Origin of the sequence: Dactylosporangium sp. NPDC051484, assembly GCF_040689395.1 — a bacterium.
In the GTDB taxonomy this organism is placed as follows: domain Bacteria; phylum Actinomycetota; class Actinomycetes; order Mycobacteriales; family Micromonosporaceae; genus Dactylosporangium.
In genome coordinates this window covers 101,116-122,893 of record NZ_JBFAZX010000004.1, presented here as the reverse complement: position 1 = coordinate 122,893, position 21,778 = coordinate 101,116, and the positions used below count along the sequence as shown (strand labels likewise).

21 protein-coding genes and 2 pseudogenes are annotated in these 21,778 nt (G+C 70.2%); 12 read left to right on the top strand and 11 right to left on the bottom strand.

Annotated elements, in window-relative coordinates; translation table 11 throughout:
- Positions 1-736: 736 nt before the first annotated feature.
- The 5 genes and pseudogenes from uvrC to rsgA all read right to left on the bottom strand — a co-directional run.
- Positions 737-2,641 (bottom strand): annotated as a pseudogene (gene uvrC, locus AB0367_RS09305) (excinuclease ABC subunit UvrC); the annotation flags it as partial.
- Positions 2,642-2,756: 115 nt separating this feature from the next.
- Positions 2,757-3,173 (bottom strand): Rieske (2Fe-2S) protein, encoded by a 417-nt coding sequence (locus AB0367_RS09300; protein WP_366225729.1) that lies wholly within the window; start codon positions 3,171-3,173, stop codon positions 2,757-2,759.
- A gap of 134 nt (positions 3,174-3,307) precedes the next feature.
- Positions 3,308-3,829 (bottom strand): Rieske (2Fe-2S) protein, encoded by a 522-nt coding sequence (locus AB0367_RS09295; protein WP_366225728.1) that lies wholly within the window; start codon positions 3,827-3,829, stop codon positions 3,308-3,310.
- Positions 3,830-4,188: 359 nt separating this feature from the next.
- Positions 4,189-7,092, bottom strand: a pseudogene (uvrA, locus tag AB0367_RS09290) (excinuclease ABC subunit UvrA); the annotation flags it as partial.
- A 144-nt stretch (positions 7,093-7,236) separates the two neighbouring features.
- Positions 7,237-8,271, bottom strand: coding sequence for a ribosome small subunit-dependent GTPase A (gene rsgA / locus AB0367_RS09285; protein WP_366225727.1), 1,035 nt, complete (start codon positions 8,269-8,271; stop codon positions 7,237-7,239).
- 90 nt (positions 8,272-8,361) lie between these two features.
- On the opposite strand from rsgA, the gene AB0367_RS09280 reads away from it, so the two are divergent.
- Genes AB0367_RS09280 through AB0367_RS09270 form a run of 3 tightly spaced genes read left to right on the top strand, consistent with a single transcriptional unit; the run spans position 8,362 to position 9,690 of the window.
- A complete protein-coding gene (locus tag AB0367_RS09280; protein WP_366225726.1) occupies positions 8,362-8,796 on the top strand; it encodes a hypothetical protein in 435 nt (144 codons plus the stop codon).
- Between the two features lie 10 nt (positions 8,797-8,806).
- The gene (locus tag AB0367_RS09275) at positions 8,807-9,097 is read left to right on the top strand and encodes a hypothetical protein (RefSeq protein WP_366225725.1); all 291 of its coding nucleotides are present in this window, start codon (positions 8,807-8,809) and stop codon (positions 9,095-9,097) included.
- Positions 9,094-9,690: an MBL fold metallo-hydrolase gene (locus AB0367_RS09270; RefSeq protein ID WP_366225724.1), complete on the top strand. Its 597-nt coding sequence runs from the start codon at positions 9,094-9,096 to the stop codon at positions 9,688-9,690. The genes AB0367_RS09275 and AB0367_RS09270 overlap by 4 nt, the downstream gene beginning before the upstream one ends.
- A 4-nt stretch (positions 9,691-9,694) precedes the next feature.
- On the opposite strand, the gene AB0367_RS09265 is transcribed toward AB0367_RS09270, so the two are convergent.
- Complete coding sequence (locus tag AB0367_RS09265) at positions 9,695-10,963, bottom strand: ATP-binding protein (protein ID WP_366225723.1); 1,269 nt, start codon at positions 10,961-10,963, stop codon at positions 9,695-9,697.
- Between the two features lie 167 nt (positions 10,964-11,130).
- Between AB0367_RS09265 and AB0367_RS09260 the strand changes: the two genes are divergently transcribed.
- The 5 genes from AB0367_RS09260 (at position 11,131) to AB0367_RS09240 (ending at position 14,101) form a co-directional block, all read left to right on the top strand.
- Positions 11,131-11,523, top strand: a complete 393-nt coding sequence (locus AB0367_RS09260) for a hypothetical protein (RefSeq protein ID WP_366225722.1) — start codon at positions 11,131-11,133, stop codon at positions 11,521-11,523.
- Positions 11,524-11,583: 60 nt separating this feature from the next.
- The gene (locus tag AB0367_RS09255) at positions 11,584-11,787 is read left to right on the top strand and encodes a hypothetical protein (RefSeq protein WP_366225721.1); all 204 of its coding nucleotides are present in this window, start codon (positions 11,584-11,586) and stop codon (positions 11,785-11,787) included.
- Between the two features lies 1 nt (position 11,788).
- The gene (locus tag AB0367_RS09250; RefSeq protein WP_366225720.1) at positions 11,789-12,019 is read left to right on the top strand and encodes a hypothetical protein; all 231 of its coding nucleotides are present in this window, start codon (positions 11,789-11,791) and stop codon (positions 12,017-12,019) included.
- 500 nt (positions 12,020-12,519) lie between these two features.
- Positions 12,520-13,437 carry a hypothetical protein gene (locus AB0367_RS09245; RefSeq protein WP_366225719.1) on the top strand — a complete coding sequence of 306 codons (918 nt, stop codon included), beginning with the start codon at positions 12,520-12,522 and terminating at the stop codon, positions 13,435-13,437.
- 496 nt (positions 13,438-13,933) lie between these two features.
- Positions 13,934-14,101 (top strand): hypothetical protein, encoded by a 168-nt coding sequence (locus tag AB0367_RS09240; RefSeq protein ID WP_366225718.1) that lies wholly within the window; start codon positions 13,934-13,936, stop codon positions 14,099-14,101.
- A 343-nt stretch (positions 14,102-14,444) separates the two neighbouring features.
- Here AB0367_RS09240 and argG read toward each other — a convergent pair whose 3' ends face one another.
- Entirely contained in the window at positions 14,445-15,893 is a 1,449-nt protein-coding gene (gene argG, locus AB0367_RS09235) for an argininosuccinate synthase (protein ID WP_366225717.1), read from the bottom strand.
- A 361-nt stretch (positions 15,894-16,254) separates the two neighbouring features.
- Here argG and AB0367_RS09230 point away from each other — a divergent pair, with 361 nt between their 5' ends.
- Both AB0367_RS09230 and AB0367_RS09225 read left to right on the top strand, forming a co-directional pair.
- A complete protein-coding gene (locus AB0367_RS09230; RefSeq protein WP_366225716.1) occupies positions 16,255-17,130 on the top strand; it encodes an LLM class flavin-dependent oxidoreductase in 876 nt (291 codons plus the stop codon).
- Between the two features lie 5 nt (positions 17,131-17,135).
- Positions 17,136-17,636 carry a YbaK/EbsC family protein gene (locus AB0367_RS09225; protein ID WP_366225715.1) on the top strand — a complete coding sequence of 167 codons (501 nt, stop codon included), beginning with the start codon at positions 17,136-17,138 and terminating at the stop codon, positions 17,634-17,636.
- Positions 17,637-17,641: 5 nt separating this feature from the next.
- Here AB0367_RS09225 and AB0367_RS09220 read toward each other — a convergent pair whose 3' ends face one another.
- Positions 17,642-18,088 (bottom strand): cupin domain-containing protein, encoded by a 447-nt coding sequence (locus AB0367_RS09220; protein WP_366225714.1) that lies wholly within the window; start codon positions 18,086-18,088, stop codon positions 17,642-17,644.
- 70 nt (positions 18,089-18,158) lie between these two features.
- Between AB0367_RS09220 and AB0367_RS09215 the strand changes: the two genes are divergently transcribed.
- Positions 18,159-19,367 (top strand): hypothetical protein, encoded by a 1,209-nt coding sequence (locus AB0367_RS09215; RefSeq protein WP_366225713.1) that lies wholly within the window; start codon positions 18,159-18,161, stop codon positions 19,365-19,367.
- Positions 19,368-19,499: 132 nt separating this feature from the next.
- Here the strand turns inward: AB0367_RS09215 and AB0367_RS09210 are convergent, their stop codons facing one another.
- From AB0367_RS09210 to AB0367_RS09200, 3 genes are all read right to left on the bottom strand, one after another.
- Positions 19,500-19,865 carry a VOC family protein gene (locus AB0367_RS09210; RefSeq protein ID WP_366225712.1) on the bottom strand — a complete coding sequence of 122 codons (366 nt, stop codon included), beginning with the start codon at positions 19,863-19,865 and terminating at the stop codon, positions 19,500-19,502.
- 89 nt (positions 19,866-19,954) lie between these two features.
- Positions 19,955-20,563, bottom strand: a complete 609-nt coding sequence (locus AB0367_RS09205) for a TRIC cation channel family protein (protein ID WP_366226034.1) — start codon at positions 20,561-20,563, stop codon at positions 19,955-19,957.
- 135 nt (positions 20,564-20,698) lie between these two features.
- The gene (locus tag AB0367_RS09200; protein ID WP_366225711.1) at positions 20,699-21,091 is read right to left on the bottom strand and encodes a hypothetical protein; all 393 of its coding nucleotides are present in this window, start codon (positions 21,089-21,091) and stop codon (positions 20,699-20,701) included.
- A gap of 268 nt (positions 21,092-21,359) precedes the next feature.
- Here AB0367_RS09200 and AB0367_RS09195 point away from each other — a divergent pair, with 268 nt between their 5' ends.
- The gene (locus AB0367_RS09195; RefSeq protein WP_366225710.1) at positions 21,360-21,746 is read left to right on the top strand and encodes a hypothetical protein; all 387 of its coding nucleotides are present in this window, start codon (positions 21,360-21,362) and stop codon (positions 21,744-21,746) included.
- Positions 21,747-21,778: the final 32 nt, after the last annotated feature.

The window sequence follows — 21,778 nt, the reverse complement described above, 5'->3', positions numbered from 1 at the left end:
CCGGTCCCGCGGTCGGCGGCGGCGTGCTCGGGACCGCCGGTCTCCGGCGTGTCCGGGTCGGCTTCCCGCCCGGCGCGCGGCCCGGCTTCGCGGTCGGCGACGGTCCGCCCGTCCCGCGAATCCGCGGCCGCGTCACCTAACGGCGGGGCGCCGTCGTCGGGCGCGGGGGCATCACTGGGCACGTCGCCTTCTCTCGACACGTCGATGAGTTTATGTCGTACCGCTCGCGCCATCGGACGGTCGGTCGATTTGCACTAGTTCGCGGTATCCGTGCCCCTCCGTCGCAGCCCCGCCCGATCTCACCACCGCCGACACGCGAACCGGTGACTCCACGCTGTCGTCGCCGTGCGCAGCGTCATGCTCCCCGCCCGACACGCCGCCACCTCCACCCACCTCGTCCACCCCGTCGCCGGCCTCGCGCATCGCGTCACGACGGCCCCCACTCGCCTGACCCAACACCCTCACGCGGCCCATCACGGTGCGTGCCCGACCGGTCACCAGCCTCGTCGCGCGGCTGGTCACGAGCCTCGCTCGGCTCGTCAACGACCTCGCGCTCATCCACGGCCCGGCGCTCGTCAACGGCCTCGCATGGCTCGTCGCGGGTCTCGTCAGCGGCGGGGCGGGCCTCCACGGCCGCGGCGTGTGCCTCGTCGGTGGCGGCGGGGGCGGGAAACGCGGCCGGGCGCTCCGGCGTGGCGGGGGCGTCGGCGCCCGGGGCGGTGGGACCTCCCCCGCCGAGGGCGGTGAGGACCGCCTCCGCCGTGCGGCGGCCGATGCCGGGGACCTCCGCGATCTCGTCGAGGCTCGCCGACTTCAGCCTTTTGAGTGAACCGAAGTGGCGCAGCAGGGCCTTGCGGCGGATCTCGCCGAGGCCCGGCACGGCGTCCAGGGTCGACGCGGTCATGCGCTTCGAGCGCTTCTGGCGGTGATACGTGATCGCGAAGCGGTGGGCCTCGTCGCGGACCCGCTGCAGCAGATACAGGCCCTCGGAGGCGCGCGGCAGGATCACCGGGAACTCGTCGTCGGGCAGCCACACCTCCTCCAGGCGCTTGGCGAGGCCGCAGATCGTGATGTCGTCGATGCCGAGGTCGAGCAACACCTGGGCGGCGGCGTTGACCTGGGGCTGGCCGCCGTCCACGACCACGAGCTGGGGCGGGTAGGCGAACTTGCGCGGGCGCCCCGTCGTCGGGTCGATGCCGGGGCGGGACGGGTCGACCTCGCCGGCCTCGTCCATCTCGACCTTGGCGTCGAGGTATCGCGCGAACCGCCGCCGCAGCACCTCGGAGATGGCCGACACGTCGTCGGTCGCGCCGTTGATCGCGAAGCGCCGATACTCGCTCTTGCGCGACAGCCCGTCCTCGAAGACGACCATGCTCGCGACCACGTCGGTGCCCTGGATCTGCGACACGTCGTAGCACTCGACGCGCAGCGGCGCGGTCTGCATGCCCAGCGCCTCGGCGAGCTCCTCCAGCGCCTTGCTGCGGGTGCTGAGATCGCCGGCCCGGCGCAGCTTGTGCTGCTGCAGGGCCTGCTCGGCGTTGCGCGCGACGGTGTCGGCGAGGGCCTTCTTGTCGCCGCGCTGCGGCACCCGGATCGCGACCCGGCTCCCGCGCAGCCGGGTCAGCCAGTCGGCGAGCGCGTCGACGTCGGCCGGCAGCTCCGGCACCAGCAGCTCCCGCGGCAGGTCGGCGGCCTCGGCGCCGGCCTCGCTGCCGTAGATCTGGGTGCAGAAGTGGTGCACGAGGTCGCCGACGGTGAGATCCTCGGTCTTCTCCACGATCCAGCCGCGCTGGCCCCGCACCCGCCCGCCGCGCACGTGGAACACCTGGACCGCGGCCTCGAGCGGGTCGTCGGCGAAGGCGACCACGTCGGCGTCGGTGCCGTCGCCGAGCACCACGGCCTGCTTCTCCATCGCGCGGCGCAGTGCACCGAGGTCATCGCGCAGCCGTGCGGCGCGCTCGAAGTCCAGCTCGTCGGAGGCCTCATACATCTCCCGCTCGAGCTGCTTGATCATCGTGTCGGTCCGGCCGGCCATGAAGTCGCAGAAGTTCTCGACGATCTGCCGGTGCTCGTCCTCGCTGACCCGGTCGACGCACGGCGCCGAGCACTTCCCGATATACCCCAGCAGGCACGGCCGCCCGATCTGCCCCGCGCGCTTGAAGACGCCCGACGAGCACGTGCGGGCCGGGAACACCCGCAGCAGCAGGTCGAGCACCTCGCGGATGGCCCAGGCGTGCGCATACGGCCCGAAATAGCGCACGCCCTTGCGCTTGGCGCCGCGCATCACCTGCAGCCGCGGATACGCCTCGTCGAGCGTGACGGCGAGATACGGATAGCTCTTGTCGTCGCGATACCGGACGTTGAACCGCGGGTCGTACGCCTTGATCCAGTTGTACTCGAGCTGCAGTGCCTCGACCTCGGTGCCGACGGTGACCCAGTCGACCCGCGACGCCGTGGTGACCATCTGCTGGGTGCGTGAGTGCAGCGTCCACAGGTCGGCGAAGTAGCTGCTGAGCCGCTGCCGGAGGCTCTTGGCCTTGCCCACGTAGATGACCCGGCCGGAGGGGTCGTAGAAGCGATACACCCCCGGCGCGTCGGGAATGGTCCCCGGAGCGGGTCGATACGTCGACGGGTCAGGCACGGTTCGAGACTATCCGGGGGGTACGACAAAATCGGCGAGGGCCGGTCGCCACGACGGCGACCGCCCCCGCCATCGGGACGCATCGGACCCGCGATCGGGGGAGCGCGTCACCCCGTCACGTCGTCAGGTAGATGTCCTCGCCGTCGATGCGCAGCTTCTTCTCCTCCAGCTTCGCGGAGGCCGGCGGATTGGTGACCGATCCGTTCACCGCCGAGAAGGTGCTGCCATGACACCTGCAGTTGATCGAGTTGTTCACCACGTCCGTCACGAGGCACAGCTGGTGCGTGCAGATCGCCGTGAATGCCTTGAACGTGCCAGGCTCCGGCTGGGTGATCACCGTGCCGCCGCCGGCGGAGACGATCTTGCCACCCTGGACCGGAATGTCCGACTTCTTGGCGATCGGTCCGCTGGGGCTGGAGTCGTTGGCGGCGCTGTTCGATCCACTGTCACCGCCCCCACAGGCGGCGATGACGGACGCGGCCGTCACGCCGACGGCTCCGGCGAGCACCGCGCGGCGGGTCGTGTCACTCATCAAGCTCCTCCACTGTTCCTAGGCCCGCAGGCTGCGGCCATGCATACACCGAACATGGAGGGTACGGTTCAATGCTCAACGAATTCTGAGAGTCGCCGCGAACGCGGCGACCGCACGGCCACCATGCGTAAGCATCAGGGGCGCACGACGTAGCCGCCGCGCACCTCGACCCTGATGCCCTTGAGCCCCCGCAGCGCCGGGCCCGCCACCCGGCTGCCGTCGGCGACCTTGAACTTCGAGTTGTGCCGCGGGCACTGGATGATCGGGTTGCCGTCGAACGGCGGGTCGACGATCTCGCCCTCGTGCGGGCACATCGCGTCGTACGCCTTGAAGGTCCCCTTCGCCGGCTGGATCACCAGCACCGCGTCCTTGACGATGACCCCGCCGCCGACCGGCACCTCGCCCACGGCGACCAGCGCGTTGGACGGCACCTTCGGCTCGTCGCTGCCGCCAGAGCCGGTGTCGTCGAACGGGTTGCCCCGAGCGCTGGTCGGCGCGGCCGGCGCGCTGGAGCCGCCCGGCTGCCCGCCGGCGCCCGGGGCCGGCTCGTCGCCGCCGCACCCGGCGAGCACGGCGATGCCCATCGCGCCCGCGCCCAGCAGCAGCGTGCGCCGCGCGGTGGCGGCGCAGGGGTTGAAGACGTCCTCGACCGACACGTGACTCCTCCCGTGGTCAAGTCTCGCCAGCGGCCACCGTAGCAGCGCCGCCCGCGAGCCCCGACCGCAGCAGAAGCACCCGGGGGCGGTCCCGCGGGGCCGCCCCCGGCACCTGTTCAGCCCTTGGTCGCCGCCTTCTTCGCCGGGGCCTTGCGCGGCGCGGCCTTCGTGGCCTTGGCCGCCGCGGAGGCCGTGTTCTTCGCCGTGGCCGTCGTCTTCGCCGGGGCGGTTGACTTGGCCGCCGGGGCCGTCGTCTTCGCCGCAGCGGCTGACTTGGCCGCCGGGGCCGCCTTGGCCGCGGTGGCCGCCTTCGCGGGCGTCGCACGCGCGCCGGCCGCCCTCTTCGGCGCCGCGGCCGGCTTGGTCCCGTTGGCCTGTGCCGCGCGGTCGCGGGCCGCCGGGTCGCCGCTGGCCGGGCCGGTCAGCCCGAGCACGTGGCGCAGGAACTGCCCGGTGTAGCTGTCCGGGAGCTCGGCGACCTCCTCCGGGGTGCCGGCGGCGACGACCGTGCCGCCCTTGTGGCCGCCCTCCGGGCCCATGTCGATGATCCAGTCGGCGGTCTTGATGACGTCGAGGTTGTGCTCGATGACGATGACCGTGTTGCCCTTGTCCACCAGGCCCTGCAGCACCAGCAGCAGCTTGCGGATGTCCTCGAAGTGCAGGCCGGTGGTCGGCTCGTCCAGCACATACACCGTCCGGCCCGTCGAGCGCTTCTGCAACTCGGAGGCGAGCTTCACCCGCTGCGCCTCGCCGCCGGAGAGCGTCGGGGCGGGCTGGCCGAGCCGCACGTATCCCAGGCCGACGTCGACCAGCGTCTTGAGGTGCCGGTGGATGGCCGGGATCGCCTCGAAGAAGCCGGCCGCCTCGTCGATGGGCATGTCCAGCACCTCGGCGATGGTGCGGCCCTTGTAGTGCACCTCGAGGGTCTCGCGGTTGTACCGCGCGCCCTTGCAGACCTCGCACGGGACATACACGTCGGGCAGGAAGTTCATCTCGATCTTGATCGTGCCGTCGCCGGCGCACGCCTCGCAGCGGCCGCCCTTGACGTTGAACGAGAACCGCCCCGGGCCGTAGCCGCGGACCTTCGCCTCGGTCGTCTCGGCGAAGAGCTTGCGGACGTTGTCGAAAACGCCGGTATATGTCGCCGGGTTGGACCGCGGCGTCCGGCCGATCGGCGACTGGTCGACGCCGACCACCTTGTCGACGAGGTCGAGGCCGGAGATGCGGGTGTGCCGCCCGGGCACCAGCCGGGCGCCGTTGACGGTGTTGGCCAGCACGGCGTGCAGGATGTCGTTGACCAGCGTCGACTTGCCCGAGCCGGAGACGCCGGTGACGGCGACGAGCTGGCCCAGCGGGAACGGCACGGTCAGGTTGTGCAGGTTGTGCTCACGGGCGCCGACGACGACCAGCTCACGGCCGGGTGTGCGCGGGCGCCGGATGGCCGGGGTCGGGATGCTGCGGCGGCCGGACAGGTAGGCGCCGGTCACCGAGTCCTCGGTCTTGACCAGGTCGTCGTAAGGCCCGCTGTGCACGACCCGGCCGCCCTGCTCGCCGGCCCCGGGCCCGATGTCGACGATCCAGTCGGCGGTGCGGATGGTGTCCTCGTCGTGCTCGACGACGATGAGCGTGTTGCCGAGTTTCCTCAGCCGCACCAGGGTCTCGATGAGCCGGTGGTTGTCGCGCTGGTGCAGGCCGATGCTCGGCTCGTCGAGGACGTAGAGCACGCCGACGAGGCCGGAGCCGATCTGAGTGGCCAGGCGGATGCGCTGCGCCTCGCCGCCCGACAGCGTGCCGGCGGCCCGGTCGAGGGAGAGATAGTCCAGGCCGACGTCGACGAGGAACCGCAGCCGGGCGTTGATCTCCTTGAGCACCCGCTCGGCGATCATCTTCTGCCGGTCGGTGAGCGTCAGCGCGCCGAGCAGCTCGGCGCACTCCCCCACCGACAGGTTGCACACGTCGGCGATGCTGCGCCCGGCGATCGTGACCGCGAGGATCTCCGGCTTGAGCCGGGTGCCGCCGCAGGTGCCGCAGGGCACGTCGCGCATATAGCCCTCATATTTGTCCCGCGACCAGTCGCTCTCGGTGTCGGAGTGACGGCGCTCGATCCACTGCACCACACCCTCGAACCCGGTGTAGTAGGAGCGCTCGCGGCCATACTTGTTGCGATAGCGGACGTGGACCTGGTCCTCGGAGCCGTGGAGGATCGCCTTCTGGCCGCGCGAGGAAAGCGCGCGCCACGGCGTGTCGAGGTTGAAGCCCTCCTCGTCGCCGAGCGCCTCAAGTAGCCGCAGGAAGTAGTCCAGCGTGGTGCCGGTCGCCCAGGGCGCGATCGCGCCCTCGCGCAGGGAGCGCTCCGGGTCGGGGACGATGAGCTCCGGGTCGACCTCCTTCTTGGTGCCGATGCCGGTGCAGTCCGGGCAGGCACCATACGGCGCGTTGAAGGAGAACGAGCGCGGCTCGAGGTCCTCGACCGACAGCGGGTGCTCGTTGGGGCAGGCGAGGTGCTCGGAGAACAGCCGCTCCCGATGCTCGTCGTCCTCGGGCAGGTCGACGAACTCGAGGATCACGATGCCGGCGGCGAGCTTCAGCGCGGTCTCGACCGAGTCGGTGAGCCGCTGCTTGGCGCTCGGCTTCACCGCGAGCCGGTCGATGACCACCTCGATGGTGTGCTTCTCCTGCTTCTTGAGCTTCGGCGGGTCGGTCAGCGGGTGCACGACGCCGTCGATGCGGGCCCGCGCGTAGCCCTTGGACTGCAGCTCGCTGAACAGGTCGACGTATTCACCCTTGCGCCCCCGCACCACCGGCGCGAGCACCTGGAAGCGGGTGCCCTCGTCCATGGCCAGGACGCGGTCGACGATCTGCTGGGGCGTCTGCTTGGTGATCGCCTCGCCGCAGACCGGGCAGTGCGGCTCGCCGACGCGGGCGTAGAGCAGCCGCAGGTAGTCGTAGACCTCGGTGATGGTGCCGACCGTCGAGCGCGGGTTGCGCGAGGTCGACTTCTGGTCGATCGAGACCGCCGGAGACAGGCCCTCGATGAAGTCGACGTCGGGCTTGTCCATCTGGCCGAGGAACTGGCGCGCATAGGAGGAGAGCGACTCGACGTATCGCCGCTGACCCTCGGCGAAGATCGTGTCGAACGCCAGGCTCGACTTGCCCGAGCCGGACAGCCCAGTGAACACGATCATCGCGTCGCGCGGCAGGTCGAGGCTGACGTCGCGAAGGTTGTGCTCGCGGGCGCCACGGATGATCAAGCGGTCGGACATGCTTCCCCTTGGCAGAGACAACTTGGCAGTGATTTGTCCGGTTGGAACACCGGCACGGTGCCAGCCGACAACTCTAGCCAGGGGGTATGACATTTTTCGGCGCCCGATCGCCCGAGGGGTGCTCGAACGGGGAATGCCCCGCGGCTAGGGCCGTGCCGGCCGGCGCCGTTCGCGGCTTTCGCGCCGCATCCGCCGTACCGCTGCCAGCATCTGCTCTTTTTGTAACTTCTGCCAGTGGGCGTAACGCCGCGGGCTCAGCTCGCCCGCCTCGACCGCGGCCCGGACCGCGCAGCCCGGCTCGTCGGCGTGGTCGCAGTCCTGGAACCTGCAGTGTTCCGCGATCCGCGTCACGTCCGCGAACGCCCGATCGAGCCCGGCCGCGGTGTCGAACATGCCGACGAGGCGTACGCCGGGGGTGTCGAGGACCGAACCGCCGCCCGGCATCGGAATCAACGCCCGATATGTGGTGGTGTGCCGGCCCCGGCCATCGGCGCGCAGCTCGCGGGTCTGCATCACCGGCGCCCCGGCGAGCGCGTTGACCAGGCTGGACTTGCCCGCCCCGGACTGCCCGAGCAGGCCGAGCGTGCGGCCATGCGCGACGAGCGGGCGCAGCGCGTCCAGGCCCAGCCCGGTGCGGGCGCTGACGGCGTGCACCTCCACGCCGGACGCGCGCGCCGGCATCTGCGCCGCGAGCGCCTGCGGATCGGCCGCAAGGTCGGCTTTCGTGAGTACCAGATGCGGCCTTGCCCCCGACTCCCACGCCAGCGCCAGCAGCCGCTCGATGCGCCCCAGGTCGGGCGAGGGGTCGACCGGCTCGACGACCGCGACCGCGTCGACGTTCGCCGCCAAGACCTGGCCGAAGGACTCCTCCCCCGCCACCGCGCGGACGATCGCCGTGCGCCTGGGCAGCACCGCCTCCCCCGTCAGCCGCCCGTCCGGCCAGGTGCGCACGACCAGCCAGTCGCCGGCGCAGGGCAGCGCCCCCGGGTCCTGCGCGGCGCGGGCCAGCAGGCCGCCCGACAGGCTCGCCCGGACCGGGCCGCCGGTCGCGAGCGCGGTGCAGATGCCCCGGTCCACGCGGCTGACCCGCGCGGGCCGCTGACCGGGCACGGCGAACCCGCGCTCGAAGGCCGCGGCGAAGGCGTCGTCCCAGCCCAGGGCCGACAGGTCGATGTGCATGGCATCCTTCCGTACGAACTGGCGTTCGGAAATCCACGGTAGGCAGCGCGTCCATGCCGCGAAACCGAATATCGGGGCTATGGTCAGGGCGTGCTTCCCTCGCATGTGCTGGCCGGCGCCGTCGGACTCCGCCTCGAGCGGGCCGACGTGCAGTGGCACGTCTCGCCTGGCCAGGACGACTCGCTGATGCGGTTCTGGCTGACGTTCGGGGGCACGTCCTACGGGTTTCACGTCGGCGCCGAGGACGAGATCCTGGACGTGATCGTCGAGGATCGCGGGACCGACGCCGAGATGGGCGTCTACGGCCGCCTCGAGGTCAGGCCCGCCGGCGGCCGTGACCCCGCGGCCTTAGCGGTCGGCCAGCGGCTCGTCGTGGTCCATGATCTTTTCGCGGGGTACCTCGGGAAGCCCATCGGCGCCAGGCTGTCCTTCGAGACCGTCGACCTCAGCGTGGCCGACTGGGAGGACGAACTGCACTGGGCCGTCGGCGACCTGCCGCCCGCCGTCGGGGTCCGTCAGCGCTAGGGTGTCTGCTGTGACGGCCGATCCGCTGGTGCTCAACCCCGAGCTTGAACGAGCCACCGCCCGGCCGCCCGCCACCGTGCGCGGTCTCGACGACGCCCCGCTCGCCCGGTGTTCCGCCGACTGGCCGCCCGCGTTCCCGCTGCACGACCCGTCGGCCCCGCGCGTGGCGACCCTCGCGGACCCGGATGGCGCCGCGCTGCTCACCGTCCCGTCCGCACCGACCGTGACCGGCCCGGCACATCTTCTAGCCGCCTGGCTCTCCGGCCGCGGCGACCTGCCCAGCCTGGAGGCATGGAAATGACGACCGCACTCTCGATCACCAAGCTCTCCGTCGGACCGATGGACAACAACGCGTACCTGCTGCGCTGCCGCGCCACCGGCGAGGGCGTCCTGATCGACGCGGCCAACGAGGCACCACGGCTGCTCCAGCTCGTGGAGCCGGAAGGCATCCGCGCGGTCGTCACCACCCACCGCCACCCCGATCACTGGATGGCGCTCGCCGAAGTGATCGAGGCGACGGGTGCGCAGTCCCTGGCCCACCCGGCCGACGCCCCCGAGATCCCGGTGGTCACCGGCACCCTGAACGAGGACGACACCCTCCGCGTCGGCGACTGCACCCTCTCGGTGATCCACCTGGTGGGCCACACCCCGGGCTCGATCGCCCTGTACTACGAGCCGGACGGCGGCCACCTCTTCACCGGCGACGCCCTCTTCCCCGGGGGTCCTGGGCGGACAACAAACCCGACAGACTTCAACTCCTTGATGGACGACCTGGAGGAGAAGGTCTTCGGCCCGCTACCGGACTCGACGGTGATCTACCCCGGCCACGGCAAGGACTCCACGATCGGCGCCGAGCGCCCGGCCCTGCCGCAGTGGCGCGCCAGGGGCTGGTAATCGGTCATCTCCACAGCGCATCGAGGGGAACGACCAATGCACCCTCTTCATGCGTGAACGCAAGTTCCCCCGTGTACAGGACGACGGCAGCGGCAAGTCGGGCACCGAGCCTGCCGCGGAGTGCCCGAATCCCGCGCAGATCCTCGCCGTGGATACGAGTACCGGCCTTGATCTCGAAAGCGATGACGTCGCCGTCGTCGCCCTCGATGACAAGGTCGACCTCGTCGGCGGTCGCAGTCCGGAAATGACCTGCGACGACTGGCGCGTCCCACCAACTGATCTGCTTCAGAATCTCGCCCACAGCGAACGTCTCGATCAAGTGGCCGTAGTCGGTCAGAACAGCCGGATCCGACCGCGAGATCTTCTCCGGATTCAGTCCGAGTAGCCAGGCCATCACCCCGGCGTCAACCACATGCACCTTGGGCTGGCGCGCCACCCGGGAGCCCAAGGTCGTCCCCCAGGCAGGCAGGCGTTGAATCAGAAACACTGCCTCGAGGAGCCGCACGTAGTTCTCGGCGCTGCTCTTCTCCATCCCTAGCGCCTGCGCAGTCGCCGCGATGTTCAGTACCTGTCCCGAGCGCGCGGCGAGCTGATTCAACAGGCGAGGCAGCATCTCGCGCTGACGGACGCGACTGAGCTCGATCACGTCACGTTCGATCACGAGATCGAGATAATTGCTGTACCACCGCGAGCGCGATCTCCCGGGCGGCCGCCGCAACGCGACGGGCATGCCGCCGGACGTCACCCGCCGGGCGTACTCGTCTCGGCTCGTCGTCGAGCGGTCCGGCAAGGTCTCGGACCCGCGGCCGGCGAGTAGCCGATGCACAAACGGCTCCGCGCCGCTGCCATCAATCTCCATCTGAGCAAGCGGCAGAACATCGATGATGTCGACGCGCCCCGTCAACGACTGACCTGCCTGCGGCAGGGTCGAGTAGCGCGTCGATCCGGCGAGAACGAAGCGCCCTGGACTGAGATCTCGGTTGAGCTCGGCCTTGATCGCATCGAGGAGCTCCGGGACGTGCTGGAACTCGTCGATGAAGACCGGACCGGGTCCTTCCACGAACCGGCCCGGGTCACTTCGGACCGCAGCCCGAGTGGCCGGATCGTCGCAGTCGATCACTGCTTTGTTGAACCTCCGCGCGCACTCGTTGAGGAGAGTGCTCTTGCCGACCGTTCGCGGCCCGTTCAGGACGACCGTCGGCTCCTCACTCAGCCTGTCGACGAGTACGGCCGCCAAGCGGCGCTCAGCCAGACCCGTAAGCGCGCCATCCATAGCGCAACCATGCCCTACTTCCGCATTCCAACCAAATTTCTTCCGCATCTGCACGTCTGTTCTTCCGCATTCCCACCCAACTTGCCTTCGCCTTCAGCTCCACTTGACTTCTCGTTCTACGTTTTACTATTCTATCTCCTGTCAGTAGACGACCGGCCGGAGGCAGCATGACAACGATCACCGACGTGCCCATCGATGCCTACAACAAGGTGCATCTCCTCGCGATCGCCTGGGGCGTCACCGACGGCGTAGCAGTCGCCCGCCTGGTGGAGCACTTCGCCAAGACGCCCGGCTCCACCAAAGCCGATGCCGAACCACAGGTCGACGAGGTGGCGATCTACGCAATCTATGAAGGCACCAAGGTCGAAGCGGTCTACAACCGCAAGACGAAGTCCGTGACGATCATCAGCGGCAAACTCAAGGACAAGACGTACTCAACCCCGAGTGGCGCCGCAGTTGCAGTGGTCGCGGCCTACAACCCGACGGTTAACCCGAACCGCAATGGATGGTCGTTCTGGGTGCTTGCCGACAACGGCGAGATCTTGCAGACCATTCGGTGATCGCGCGTCGCAGTGGTCGTGCGTGTAGCCCCTCAAGCGCCTCAGGGATTCCCGGGCGGCGTGGGCAACACGCACGGCAACAAGGCCGACTTCGACTCCCTCTTCCACGACGTGACGACGAAGCTCCTCGAGCGCCTGCCGGACGAGGTGACGTTCTACCCGGGCCACGGCAAGAATTCCACGATCGCCGCCAGCGCCCGTCACTGCCGGAGTGGCGCGAACGCGGCTGGTGAGGCTATCTCCAGAGCATGTCGAGGGGCATGACATGCGTTCCGTTGCCGTGGGTGTAGGGCAACGCGCCCATGCACAAGACGAGTCCTGCGATCAAGCGGTCGCCGAGCCAGGCACGAAGCGCCCGCATCCCGCGCAGGTCCTCGTCATGGACGCGTGTTCCGGACTTGATTTCGAAGGCATCGGCGGCCGGGGTGCGGAAATGGCCGACGGCGACTGGCGCATCCCCCGACTGGCTGTATCCGTCAGCGCCAGGTCGGCCTGAACGGTTTTGACGACCGCGGAGCCCAGCAACCGCCCAACCGAAGACGACCCCTCCGGAGGCTGACGCACGTATCGCGGATGCCGACTCGACGATCAGCACCAATGCGGCCAGAAGACCACAAACCGAGCGGCCAGATGACCACAGGTGTGACGGCCGAATGACCACAGATGTGCCGGCTAGGTGCCCACTGATCACATGGGCATCTGCCCGATCACCGCTCGCACTGGTGCACTGCGGCCACGACTTCGACGTAGCCATCAAGGTAACCGCGCCGGGCTCCATCTCTTGATCCGGAATTCGGGCTTGCATGAACAGCATGAAATTGACCGCTCGGCTGATTCCGCTCGCGGAATCGCTGGTAAATGCGATCTAAATCTGCGGCCCTGTGACCCGAGGTTCACAACGGTGCCACTGGCGACCGGAATGTATGACCCGAAGTAGCCAACCATCGGTTATGATCTATTATCGGATCGCCAGGTTGTCTCCTAGGTTTTCGCAACGTGCCTTCATCGGATCACGAAATACTCATTGAGCTGTTCCGGGGCAGACCGACGCTGGCCGCCGAGCTCCTGAACGGCCCCCTGCACGGTGCCGTGCCGGACTTCCGGGTCGCCCGGCTGACCTCCAGCGAGTTCACGGACGTAACCCCGACGGAGTACCGGGCAGACGCGGTCGTCACGCTGGACGGCGCCGACGGACCGGTCCTCGCCGTTGTGGTCGAGGTGCAGCTGCGGGTCGATGCGCGGAAGCGGCGCAGCTGGCCGGTGTACATCACGACCCTGCACGCACGGCTCGGCTGCCCGGTCGCGCTGCTGGTGATGTGCCCCGACCAAGCCGTCGCCGACCGGTGTGCGGCCCCGATCGCGATCGGGCCGCCCGGCTCCGTGCTGACGCCCGTGGCGCTCGGCCCCGACCAGGTTCCCGTCGTCACCGACCTCGACACGGCCAAGCGCGCCCCCGAGCTCGCGGTGCTGTCAGCACTGGCGCACGGAGGCCGCCCGGACCCCACACCGGTGTTCGAAGCCCTGCTCACCGCGCTCGACGTAATCGATCCAGTCCATGCCAACCTGTACACTGACCTGGTATTCAAGGACCTGCCGGAGGCAGCCCGGGAATGCCTGGAGGAGCTCATGACCACCACGAGTCACCGCTACCAGAGCGACTTCGCCCGCCGCTACTTCGACGAGGGTGAGGCCAGCGGCGAGGCCCGCGGCCTGGCGGCCGGCGAGGCACGGGGCCTAGCCGTAGGCCAGGCCCGCGGCCTGGCCACCTCGGTTCTGGCGATCCTCAGCGACCGGGGCATCGACATTCCGGACGACATCCGTGCTCGAATCGCTGACTGCACCGACCTCGACAAGCTCAACGCCTGGCTCCACCGCGCCATCAAGGCCGACACGATCCAGGACCTCGACGACTAACCGCTCAGAACGGCAACGTCGCCGCCGGCCGTCGGCCGGCGGCGATGTCATCTGAGATCCTCACAGTTGCGGCGAGACAAGCGAAGAAGCCCCTTCGCCTCCGACCCGCCGCTACTTCGGGGGCGGACGCCAAGCGTCCAGGCGGCGTACGGGCTGGCCATGAACGCTACAAACTGGCCATGAACGCTACAAAGTCGACCTTGCGACCGCGAAACGGTGGTGGGCGCGAACCGCCACGACTGTCGACGCCACCGGTCGGCCTTCCGCACGTCGACCACGGTGGCGAGATTAGGCACACCGACTCGAAATGCCCACCGGGGCCAGGCCAGGTGGCCTCAGCGACCGGATGAGCTAGGCGCGGTCGCGGTCGCGCAGACGACGATTCGGTCGTCGGTCGGCCCGCCACGATTAGCGCGTGTCCCACGCCGGGGCAACATGGTTCACAATGCGTAACCCATGATTGGCAGATCGTGAGAGTCATGGTGAAGCACGCGGGATGGCCAGGGCGGTGCTTACCGTCCTCGACGCTCGGGAGGTCGAGATCCTCGACGAGATCCGCGCCAACATCGCCGACTGCACCGATCTTGACCAGCTCGGCATCTGGATCCGTCGAGCGGCCACCGTCGACAAGATCCAAGACCTGGACGATCCAGGCCACAGGTGAAGCGGGTTTCCGGTTCCACCGAGCTGGGCACCGCCGACTGAGGCCTGGGCAGGCGGCGCGGACCTCCTCGGACTCCCAGACCTCCAGGCTCGCGACGTCCATCGGAGACTGTCCACACAGGACGTACCGATGCGGAGTCATGGCGGCCGGGTAGCAGGGCCAGGCAGCAGTGGTGAGGCTCGACGGGGTCGTGCGGCCGTTGCGAAGACGCGGCTCACCGCCGGGGCGGCGCCCCTTCGACCAGCCGTTGCAGCAGGCGACAAAATGGGGCCACGTCCCCGGTATCACCCGGCGCGAGCAGTCGCGGTCGACACGCCGGGGAACCGGGGACGTGGCCGAAGGGTCAGTCGGTGCCGGACTCCAGAGCCGCGTGGTCGAGCAGCTCGGCGTCCTCCTGCACGGCGCCCCGCGCGGTGATCGCGGCGGCGCCGCCGGCCGGCATGGCGCCGAGCAGGTCGGCGGACGGGGTCTGGTTGGCGCCGAGCAGCATCGGGTGGGGGCTGCCGATCACGTTGAGCGTGACGTACTGCTCCAGCTTCGCCCGCGAGTCGGCGATGTCGAGGTTGCGCATGGTCAGCTGGCCGATGCGGTCGACCGGGCCGAACGCGGCGTCCTCGGTGCGCTCCATGGACAGCTTGTCCGGGTGGTACGACAGGGCCGGGCCCTGGGTGTCCAGGATCGAGTAGTCCTCGCCGCGGCGCAGGCGGATCGTCACCTCGCCCGTGACGGCCGTGCCGACCCAGCGCTGCAGGGCCTCACGCAGCATCAGGGCCTGCGGGTCGAGCCAGCGCCCCTCGTACAGCAGGCGGCCGAGCTTACGGCCCTCGTTGTGATACGCGGCGACCGTGTCCTCGTTGTGAATCGCGTTGACCAGGCGCTCGTACGCCATGTGCAGCAGCGCCATGCCCGGCGCCTCGTAGATGCCGCGGCTCTTGGCCTCGATGATGCGGTTCTCGATCTGGTCGGACATGCCCAGCCCGTGCCGGCCGCCGATGGCGTTGGCCTCCAGCACCAGGTCGACGGCGGTCGCGAACTCCTTGCCGTTGATGGTGACCGGGCGGCCCTGCGCGAAGCCGATCGTGACGTCCTCGGCCGGGATCTCCACGGCCGGGTCCCAGAAGCGCACGCCCATGATCGGGTCGACGATCTCGACGCCCGCGTCGAGGTGCTCCAGCGACTTGGCCTCGTGGGTGGCGCCCCAGATGTTCGCGTCGGTGGAATACGCCTTCTCGGTGCTGTCGCGGTAGGGCAGCCCATGGGCGAGCAGCCACTCCGACATCTCCTTGCGCCCGCCGAGCTCGCCGACGAACTCGGCGTCCAGCCACGGCTTGTAGATGCGCAGCGACGGGTTGGCGAGCAGGCCGTAGCGGTAGAACCGCTCGATGTCGTTGCCCTTGAAGGTGGAGCCGTCGCCCCAGATCTGCACGTCGTCCTCGAGCATCGCGCGCACCAGCAGGGTGCCGGCCACGGCGCGGCCGAGCGGCGTGGTGTTGAAATACGCGCGGCCGCCGGAGCGGATGTGGAACGCCCCGCAGGCCAGGGCCGCGAGGCCCTCCTCGACGAGGCTCGCCCGGCAGTCGACCAGGCGGGCGACCTCGGCGCCATACGCCGTGGCGCGCCCCGGAACCGAGGCGATGTCGGGCTCGTCGTACTGACCGATGTCGGCGGTGTAGGTGCACGGGATGGCGCCTTTTTCGCGCATCCACGCGACCGCCACCGAGGTGTCGAGGCCGCCGGAGAAGGCGATCCCGACGCGTTCGCCGACGGGCAGGGAGTTCAGGACCTTGGACACGCATGAAGCATATACGAGGTAGTGCATAATCATGCAATCCCGTGGTGGACGACACTCTGGGACTGCCAGGCCCCGCGACGAAGAGGGGCGCGCCGCGCGCCCCTCTTCTCGTCATCCGGTCGGGCTGCCGGGGCCGCCGACCCCCGTAATGCCGCCGATCCCGGAACCGCCACCGGTCCCCCCACCGACCGGACCGTACCTGCCGTACTCGCCCCGAAGCATTCCGCTGATCCGGGCGGTACCTCCGGCCGATCGTGGGCCATTCATGCCGTGAAGTACCGGCGATTCCGGGTGTGCCGGCCGTCGCGGGGCCTACGGTGTACGAACCGGGGCCGGTCGCGGTAGTGCGAGACTGCTGCTCATGACGACGCTGGGTACCGTGTTTCTGCCGCAGCTGCCGCCCGAGCGACTGCGCGACATCGTGCGCGCCGCCGACGAGGCCGGGCTCGAGGAGCTGTGGCTGTGGGAGGACTGCTTCCTGGAGGGCGGGCTGACCACCGCGGCCGCGGCCCTCGCGTGGTCGTCGCGGCTGCGGGTGGGCGTCGGGCTGCTGCCGGTGCCGCTGCGCAACGTGGCGCTGAGCGCGATGGAGATCTCGACGCTCTTGCGGATGTTCCCCGGCCGGGCGGTCATCGCCGCCGGGCACGGGGTGCAGGACTGGATGGGGCAGGTCGGGGCGCGGGCCGCGTCGCCGCTGACCCTGCTGCGGGAGTACACGGAGGCGCTGCGGGCGCTGCTGCGCGGCGAGCGGGTGTCCACCCAGGGGCGCTACGTGCGCCTCGACGACGTGGCCCTGGACTGGCCCCCGCCGGGTCCGGCGCCGATCCTGCTCGGCGCGACGGGCGACAAGACCCTTCGCCTGTCCGGCGAGGTCTCCGACGGCACGGTGCTCACCGGCGGCACGGATCCGGCGACGGTACGCCGGGCGCGTGGCCTGATCGACCAGGGGCGCTCGGCGGCCGGGCGGACCGGCGCGCACCCGGTCGTCGTCTACCTGCACGCGGCCACGGGCCCGGACGCGGCGGAGCGGATGGCGGCCGAGCGCGCCCGCTGGGGGCACACCGACCCCCACCTCGACATATCGGTGGCCGGTGACGAGCACGCGTTCGCCGAGGCGGTGACGCGCTGGGCCGAGGCCGGCGCGGACAGCGTGATCCTGCAGCCCACGCCCGACGACCCGGACCCGGAGGGCTTCGTACGGTTCGTCGCCGAGCGCGTCCGCCCGCTGGTGAAGTGACCGGCATGCCCGATCCCTCGGACTTCTCCGATAATCCGGCCGTCGCCGGGGTGGCGGCGAGCGGCATTGCCTTCCGGGTGGTCGAGCACGGCCCGGTGCGCAGCCTGGCCGAGGCGGCCGCGGCGCGCGGCGTGGCGGTGCCCGACGTGGTCAAGACCATCGTGGTCCGGCTGAGCGAGGGCGACTACCGTTTCGTGCTCGTGCCCGGCGACCGGGTGATCTCCTGGCCGAAGCTGCGAGCCCTGCTCGGCGTCACACGCATGTCGATGCCGGACGCGGCCACCGCGAAGGAGGCGACCGGCTTCGAGCGCGGCACGATCACTCCGTTCGGGTCGTCGACGGCGTGGCCGGTGATCGCCGACGAGCGGATCCTGGGCCGCGAGATCTCGCTCGGCGGCGGCCGGCACGGCGTCGCCCTGGCCGTGCCGGCGGACGCCGCCATCACGGCGCTGGACGCGACGGTCGCCGACGTTTCCGAGCCCGAGCCACCGTCGTCGAAGGGCTGATCGATTTATCCGATATCTGCCGGGTCGCTCGCCAGGCGGAAGTCGGCGAAGTCGAAGCCCGGCGCCACCACGCAGCTGACGAGGACCGGTTCGTCGCCGGCCGGGGCGGCGGCCTGCCATACGCCGCCGGGGACGAGTCCCTGCGGGCGCTGGCCGGCGGTCACATCGGCGCCCAGCAGGAACTGCGGACCCGGGCCGGGACGGTCGCCGGAGCCGCCGAGGCGCAGCGCGAGCGGGCCGCCGGAGTGCCAGAACCACAGCTCGTCGGAGCGCACCACGTGCCACGCGGACTCCTCGCCGGGGTGCAGCAGGAAGTAGATCGCGGTGGCGGCGCTGCGCGGGCCCGCGTAGCCGTCGGGGGCGAACGTCACAGGGGAACGCCAGGTCTCGCGGTACCAGCCGCCCTCGGGGTGCGGCTGCATGTCGAGCTGCTCGGCAAGGTGCGGTCTCATGGGGGTACCGTAACCGGCCCAACGCGCCGTCCCGCTCCTGTCACATGGCCGTGCGGGCTACCATCCCTCAATGCGACGACGGTTCGGGGTCATGCTGGTGGTGGCCGCGCTCGCGCTGGCGGCCTGCGGCGAGGAGCGCCTGCCGGCCGATCCCGGCGATCACCTGCCGAGCCCGGTCGACTCCGCGACCTCGGGGGCGGCGGACGCCTCGGGCGAACCGGGCGGAGAGGGCGGCATCGGCTCGGCGCCGTCGTCCTCGTCCTCGGGCGGCACGACCAAGGGCCAGTCGTACACGAACGGCAACCCCAACGGGCACGCCGCCGTGCCGCAGGAGGCGCAGGCGGTGGACACCTCGAATCCGACCTGGATCGTCGGCGACGGCAGCCCGGCCGGGTGCACCTCGGAGAAGTTCGTCGCGGCCGTCGCCGCGGGCGGGATCATCACGTTCGACTGCGGGCCGGACCCGGTGACGATCGTGGTGAAGGAGACCGCGAAGGTACGCAACCGGTCACCCAGAGTGGTCATCGACGGTGGCGGAAAGGTCACGCTCAGCGGCGAGGGGAAGCGCCGGATTCTGTACCAGAACACCTGCGACAAGGCACAGGAGTGGTCGACCAGCCACTGCCAGGACCAGGAGACCCCCGCGCTGACGGTGCAGAACATCGCGTTCACCGACGGCAACGCGACCGGCGACAAGACCGAGGGCGGTGGCGGTGGCGCGATCTTCGTGCGGGGCGGCCGGTTCAAGGCGGTCAACGCGCGGTTCGTGCGCAACCGCTGCGACGACACGGGCCCGGACGTGGGCGGCGCCGCGATCCGGGTGCTCAGCCAGTACCACAACCAGCCCGTCTACATCGTCGGCAGCACCTTCGGCGGCGCCTCCGGCCAGGGCGGCGTGTGCTCCAACGGCGGCGCGCTGAGCAGCATCCAGGTGTCGTGGGTGGTGCTCAACAGCGTGTTCTCGTACAACTCAGCGATCGGCAAAGGCGCCAACCCGGCGCGGTCGGGCACTGCGGGCGGCGGCAGCGGCGGCGCGATCTACTGCGACGGCGACGACTTCACCGTCCGCCTCGCGGGCACGCTGATCGAGCAGAACAAGGCGAACGAGGGCGGCGGCGCGGTGTTCTTCGTGAGCAACAACCGCACCGGCACCATGTCGATCGAGGGCTCGACGCTGCGCAAGAACCCGAGCGCCGGCTTCGAGACGGACGGCTTCCCCGGCATCTTCTTCCTGGGCGCGAAGCCGCCGTCCGTCTCCTCCTCAACCCTGACGAAATAAGACGCCCCGAACCGCAACCACTGCGCGAAGCGCCCGCAATAGTGCGAGCGAAGCGAGCATGGGGGGTGTGGGGTGGGAACCCCCACCGATGCTCGAGCGAAGCGAGAGCCAGGCTAGCTTTCTGCTTAGCTTTCAGCTCCTCAGGCAGGCGCAGAACGGGTGGCCGGCCGGGTCGAGCAGGACCGTGTACCGGTCCCCGCCCGGCTGGAACTCCGGCTTCGTGGCGCCGAGCTTGAGCGCGCGGGCCTCGGCGTCGGCCAGGTCGTCGACGTAGAAGTCGAGGTGGAACTGCTTCGGTGTGGGGCCCTCGGGCCAGGTCGGCGCCTCGTACGCGGGCACCTGCCCGAAGCCGATGGACGTGCTGCCGTCGCTGATCATCGCGTATTCGTCCTGGCTGTGGGTGACCTCCCAGCCAAGGACCTCGCTGTAGAAGCCGGCGAGCACGGGCGGCTCGGCGCAGTCGATGTTCACCATGATGAGGCTCGCGAATCCGGTCATGGCGCCATCTTCGCGCGCATTCCTGCCACCTCATGTCAGGAATGCCGGCCGAATCGTCCCGCCCGGACCGCCGCGTTCGAGCCCGGCGGTCAGGAGGCCGTCGGCGCGGACCAGTTGCGGCGAATGGCGACCATACGCAGTGCGAACGTGAGGGTGGCGGCCAGCGCGATGCCCAGCGGGCGCTGCAGGTGGATCGCGTCCAGGGTGGCGACCAAGGCGCAGCCCACCAGGCCCGCCACGGCGTAGATCTCGCGGCGCAGCACGGTCGGGATCTCGCCGGTGAGCAGGTCGCGGACCAGGCCGCCGCCGATCCCGGTGATCATGCCGATGATGCAGGCGCCGATCGGGGGCACACCGGCGTCGAGCGCCTTCAGCGTGCCGGTGACCACGAACAGGCCGAGGCCTGCGGCGTCCAGGACGAGCACCGTCCAGCGCAACCGGTTGACGGCGGGGTGCAGCCAGAACGTCGCGGCCGCGGTGAGGACGGCCACGACGGAGTACCGCCAGTCGACGAACGCGAACGGCTGGACGTTGACGAAGAGGTCACGCATGATCCCGCCGCCGAGCGCGGCGATGAAGCCGACGAAGATCACGCCGAAGAGGTCGAGGCGCTTGGCCACCGCGGCGGTCGCGCCCGAGGCGGCGAAGACGGTGATGCCGACGAGGTCGGCGACGAGCAGCGGGCCGAACGGTGCCATCGGGATCATGTATACCGGCTGCCCGGGACGGCTTGCCGGGCGGGCGCCGCCGGTCGCGGTGGCGCCCGCCCGTCTCGTCATGGCCGGGTTCAGAGTGGCCGGGGTCAGCGTGGCCGGGGGTCAGCGTGGGCTGAACTAAATGTTGTTGATGATCGACATTGAGGTCTCGTGCTGCATCGCCAGCATGTCGGAGATGGCGCCGGCGTCCGTGTAGCCGCCGCCACCGGCCCCTGCGGAGGAGATGTCGCCGTCGAGGTTGCCGCCGGAGCCGTCGTAGTCGGCGGTGCCGTAGTCGTCGGAGCCGTAGTCAGGGTCCGTGAGGTCGGTGGTGACGCCGGTGTTGATGTCGTACATCTGCTCGTAGACGCCGTCGCCGTTGCTGTCGAGGGCGACGATGTCGGCGTGGCCGTCGTGGTCGATGTCGCCGACGAGCACGTTGCTGCCGTCGTCGAGGGTGTAGATCGCCGCCTGGTCCTGCACCCCGTCGCCGTCGAGGTCGGTGCTGAAGGGCGTGTAGTCGTCGCTCATATCGGGCTGTGCTCCAAATCGCTGTCGGGTCGTCGCTGTCGGCCGCCCGCGGTGGTTCGCGGCCCGGAAATGACGGTATTGGGCCGCCAGCCGCGTTCACTCCCCCATTGCTGCCAAGCCGACTGCGAAAGCGACGCGCGTCACGGGCCCGCGTTCGCGGCGCGGGCGGGGTGGCGGTCGCGGGCCGCCGGAGCTCTCGAAGGAGCGCCCCATGCTGCTCCCGTGCGACGTTCAGGCAGCTCACAGGGTTTGGCGCTAACGTTCCGGGATGGACGAGTTCGAGGCGCGCAGGGTCGTCGACGCACTCCGTGAGCGCGGCGTGCCGGCGCACCTGGAGATGGCGAAGGCCGGGCTGTCGGAGTTCGGCGTGCGGGTGGCACTGTTCGACGGGCGGGTCGCCGTCTGGGACACCGACGGCACCGCGGGGCTCGAAGCGCAGGTGATGCGGGACGGGATCCTCGTCGGGTTCGTGCCGATGATCGAGGGGTCGGAGCAGTTCACCGAGGCGCAGGTCGTGGACGCGATCGCGCGGACGGACTACGACCGGCCGATCGCCCGGCAGCGGGCCACGGCGCCCCCGGCCGCACCGGCGCTGCCGCAGGAGGGCGGCTTCTTCCGCCGCTTCCGGGATGGCTTCCGCGGCGGCTACCGCTGACGGCGCCACCCGGCACATGACGGGGCCGGCGT

What these genes read in the sequence shown, in the direction of transcription:
- AB0367_RS09300 (WP_366225729.1), bottom strand. Translation starts at nt 3,173, where the DNA reads ATGAGTGACACGACCCGCCGCGCGGTGCTCGCCGGAGCCGTCGGCGTG.
- rsgA (WP_366225727.1), bottom strand. Translation starts at nt 8,271, where the DNA reads ATGCACATCGACCTGTCGGCCCTGGGCTGGGACGACGCCTTCGCCGCG.
- AB0367_RS09270 (WP_366225724.1), top strand. Translation starts at nt 9,094, where the DNA reads ATGACGACCGCACTCTCGATCACCAAGCTCTCCGTCGGACCGATGGAC.
- AB0367_RS09265 (WP_366225723.1), bottom strand. Translation starts at nt 10,963, where the DNA reads ATGGATGGCGCGCTTACGGGTCTGGCTGAGCGCCGCTTGGCGGCCGTA.
- AB0367_RS09260 (WP_366225722.1), top strand. Translation starts at nt 11,131, where the DNA reads ATGACAACGATCACCGACGTGCCCATCGATGCCTACAACAAGGTGCAT.
- AB0367_RS09250 (WP_366225720.1), top strand. Translation starts at nt 11,789, where the DNA reads ATGCGTTCCGTTGCCGTGGGTGTAGGGCAACGCGCCCATGCACAAGAC.
- AB0367_RS09240 (WP_366225718.1), top strand. Translation starts at nt 13,934, where the DNA reads ATGGCCAGGGCGGTGCTTACCGTCCTCGACGCTCGGGAGGTCGAGATC.
- AB0367_RS09230 (WP_366225716.1), top strand. Translation starts at nt 16,255, where the DNA reads ATGACGACGCTGGGTACCGTGTTTCTGCCGCAGCTGCCGCCCGAGCGA.
- AB0367_RS09225 (WP_366225715.1), top strand. Translation starts at nt 17,136, where the DNA reads ATGCCCGATCCCTCGGACTTCTCCGATAATCCGGCCGTCGCCGGGGTG.
- AB0367_RS09220 (WP_366225714.1), bottom strand. Translation starts at nt 18,088, where the DNA reads ATGAGACCGCACCTTGCCGAGCAGCTCGACATGCAGCCGCACCCCGAG.
- AB0367_RS09215 (WP_366225713.1), top strand. Translation starts at nt 18,159, where the DNA reads ATGCGACGACGGTTCGGGGTCATGCTGGTGGTGGCCGCGCTCGCGCTG.
- AB0367_RS09210 (WP_366225712.1), bottom strand. Translation starts at nt 19,865, where the DNA reads ATGACCGGATTCGCGAGCCTCATCATGGTGAACATCGACTGCGCCGAG.
- AB0367_RS09205 (WP_366226034.1), bottom strand. Translation starts at nt 20,563, where the DNA reads ATGGCACCGTTCGGCCCGCTGCTCGTCGCCGACCTCGTCGGCATCACC.
- AB0367_RS09200 (WP_366225711.1), bottom strand. Translation starts at nt 21,091, where the DNA reads ATGAGCGACGACTACACGCCCTTCAGCACCGACCTCGACGGCGACGGG.
- AB0367_RS09195 (WP_366225710.1), top strand. Translation starts at nt 21,360, where the DNA reads ATGGACGAGTTCGAGGCGCGCAGGGTCGTCGACGCACTCCGTGAGCGC.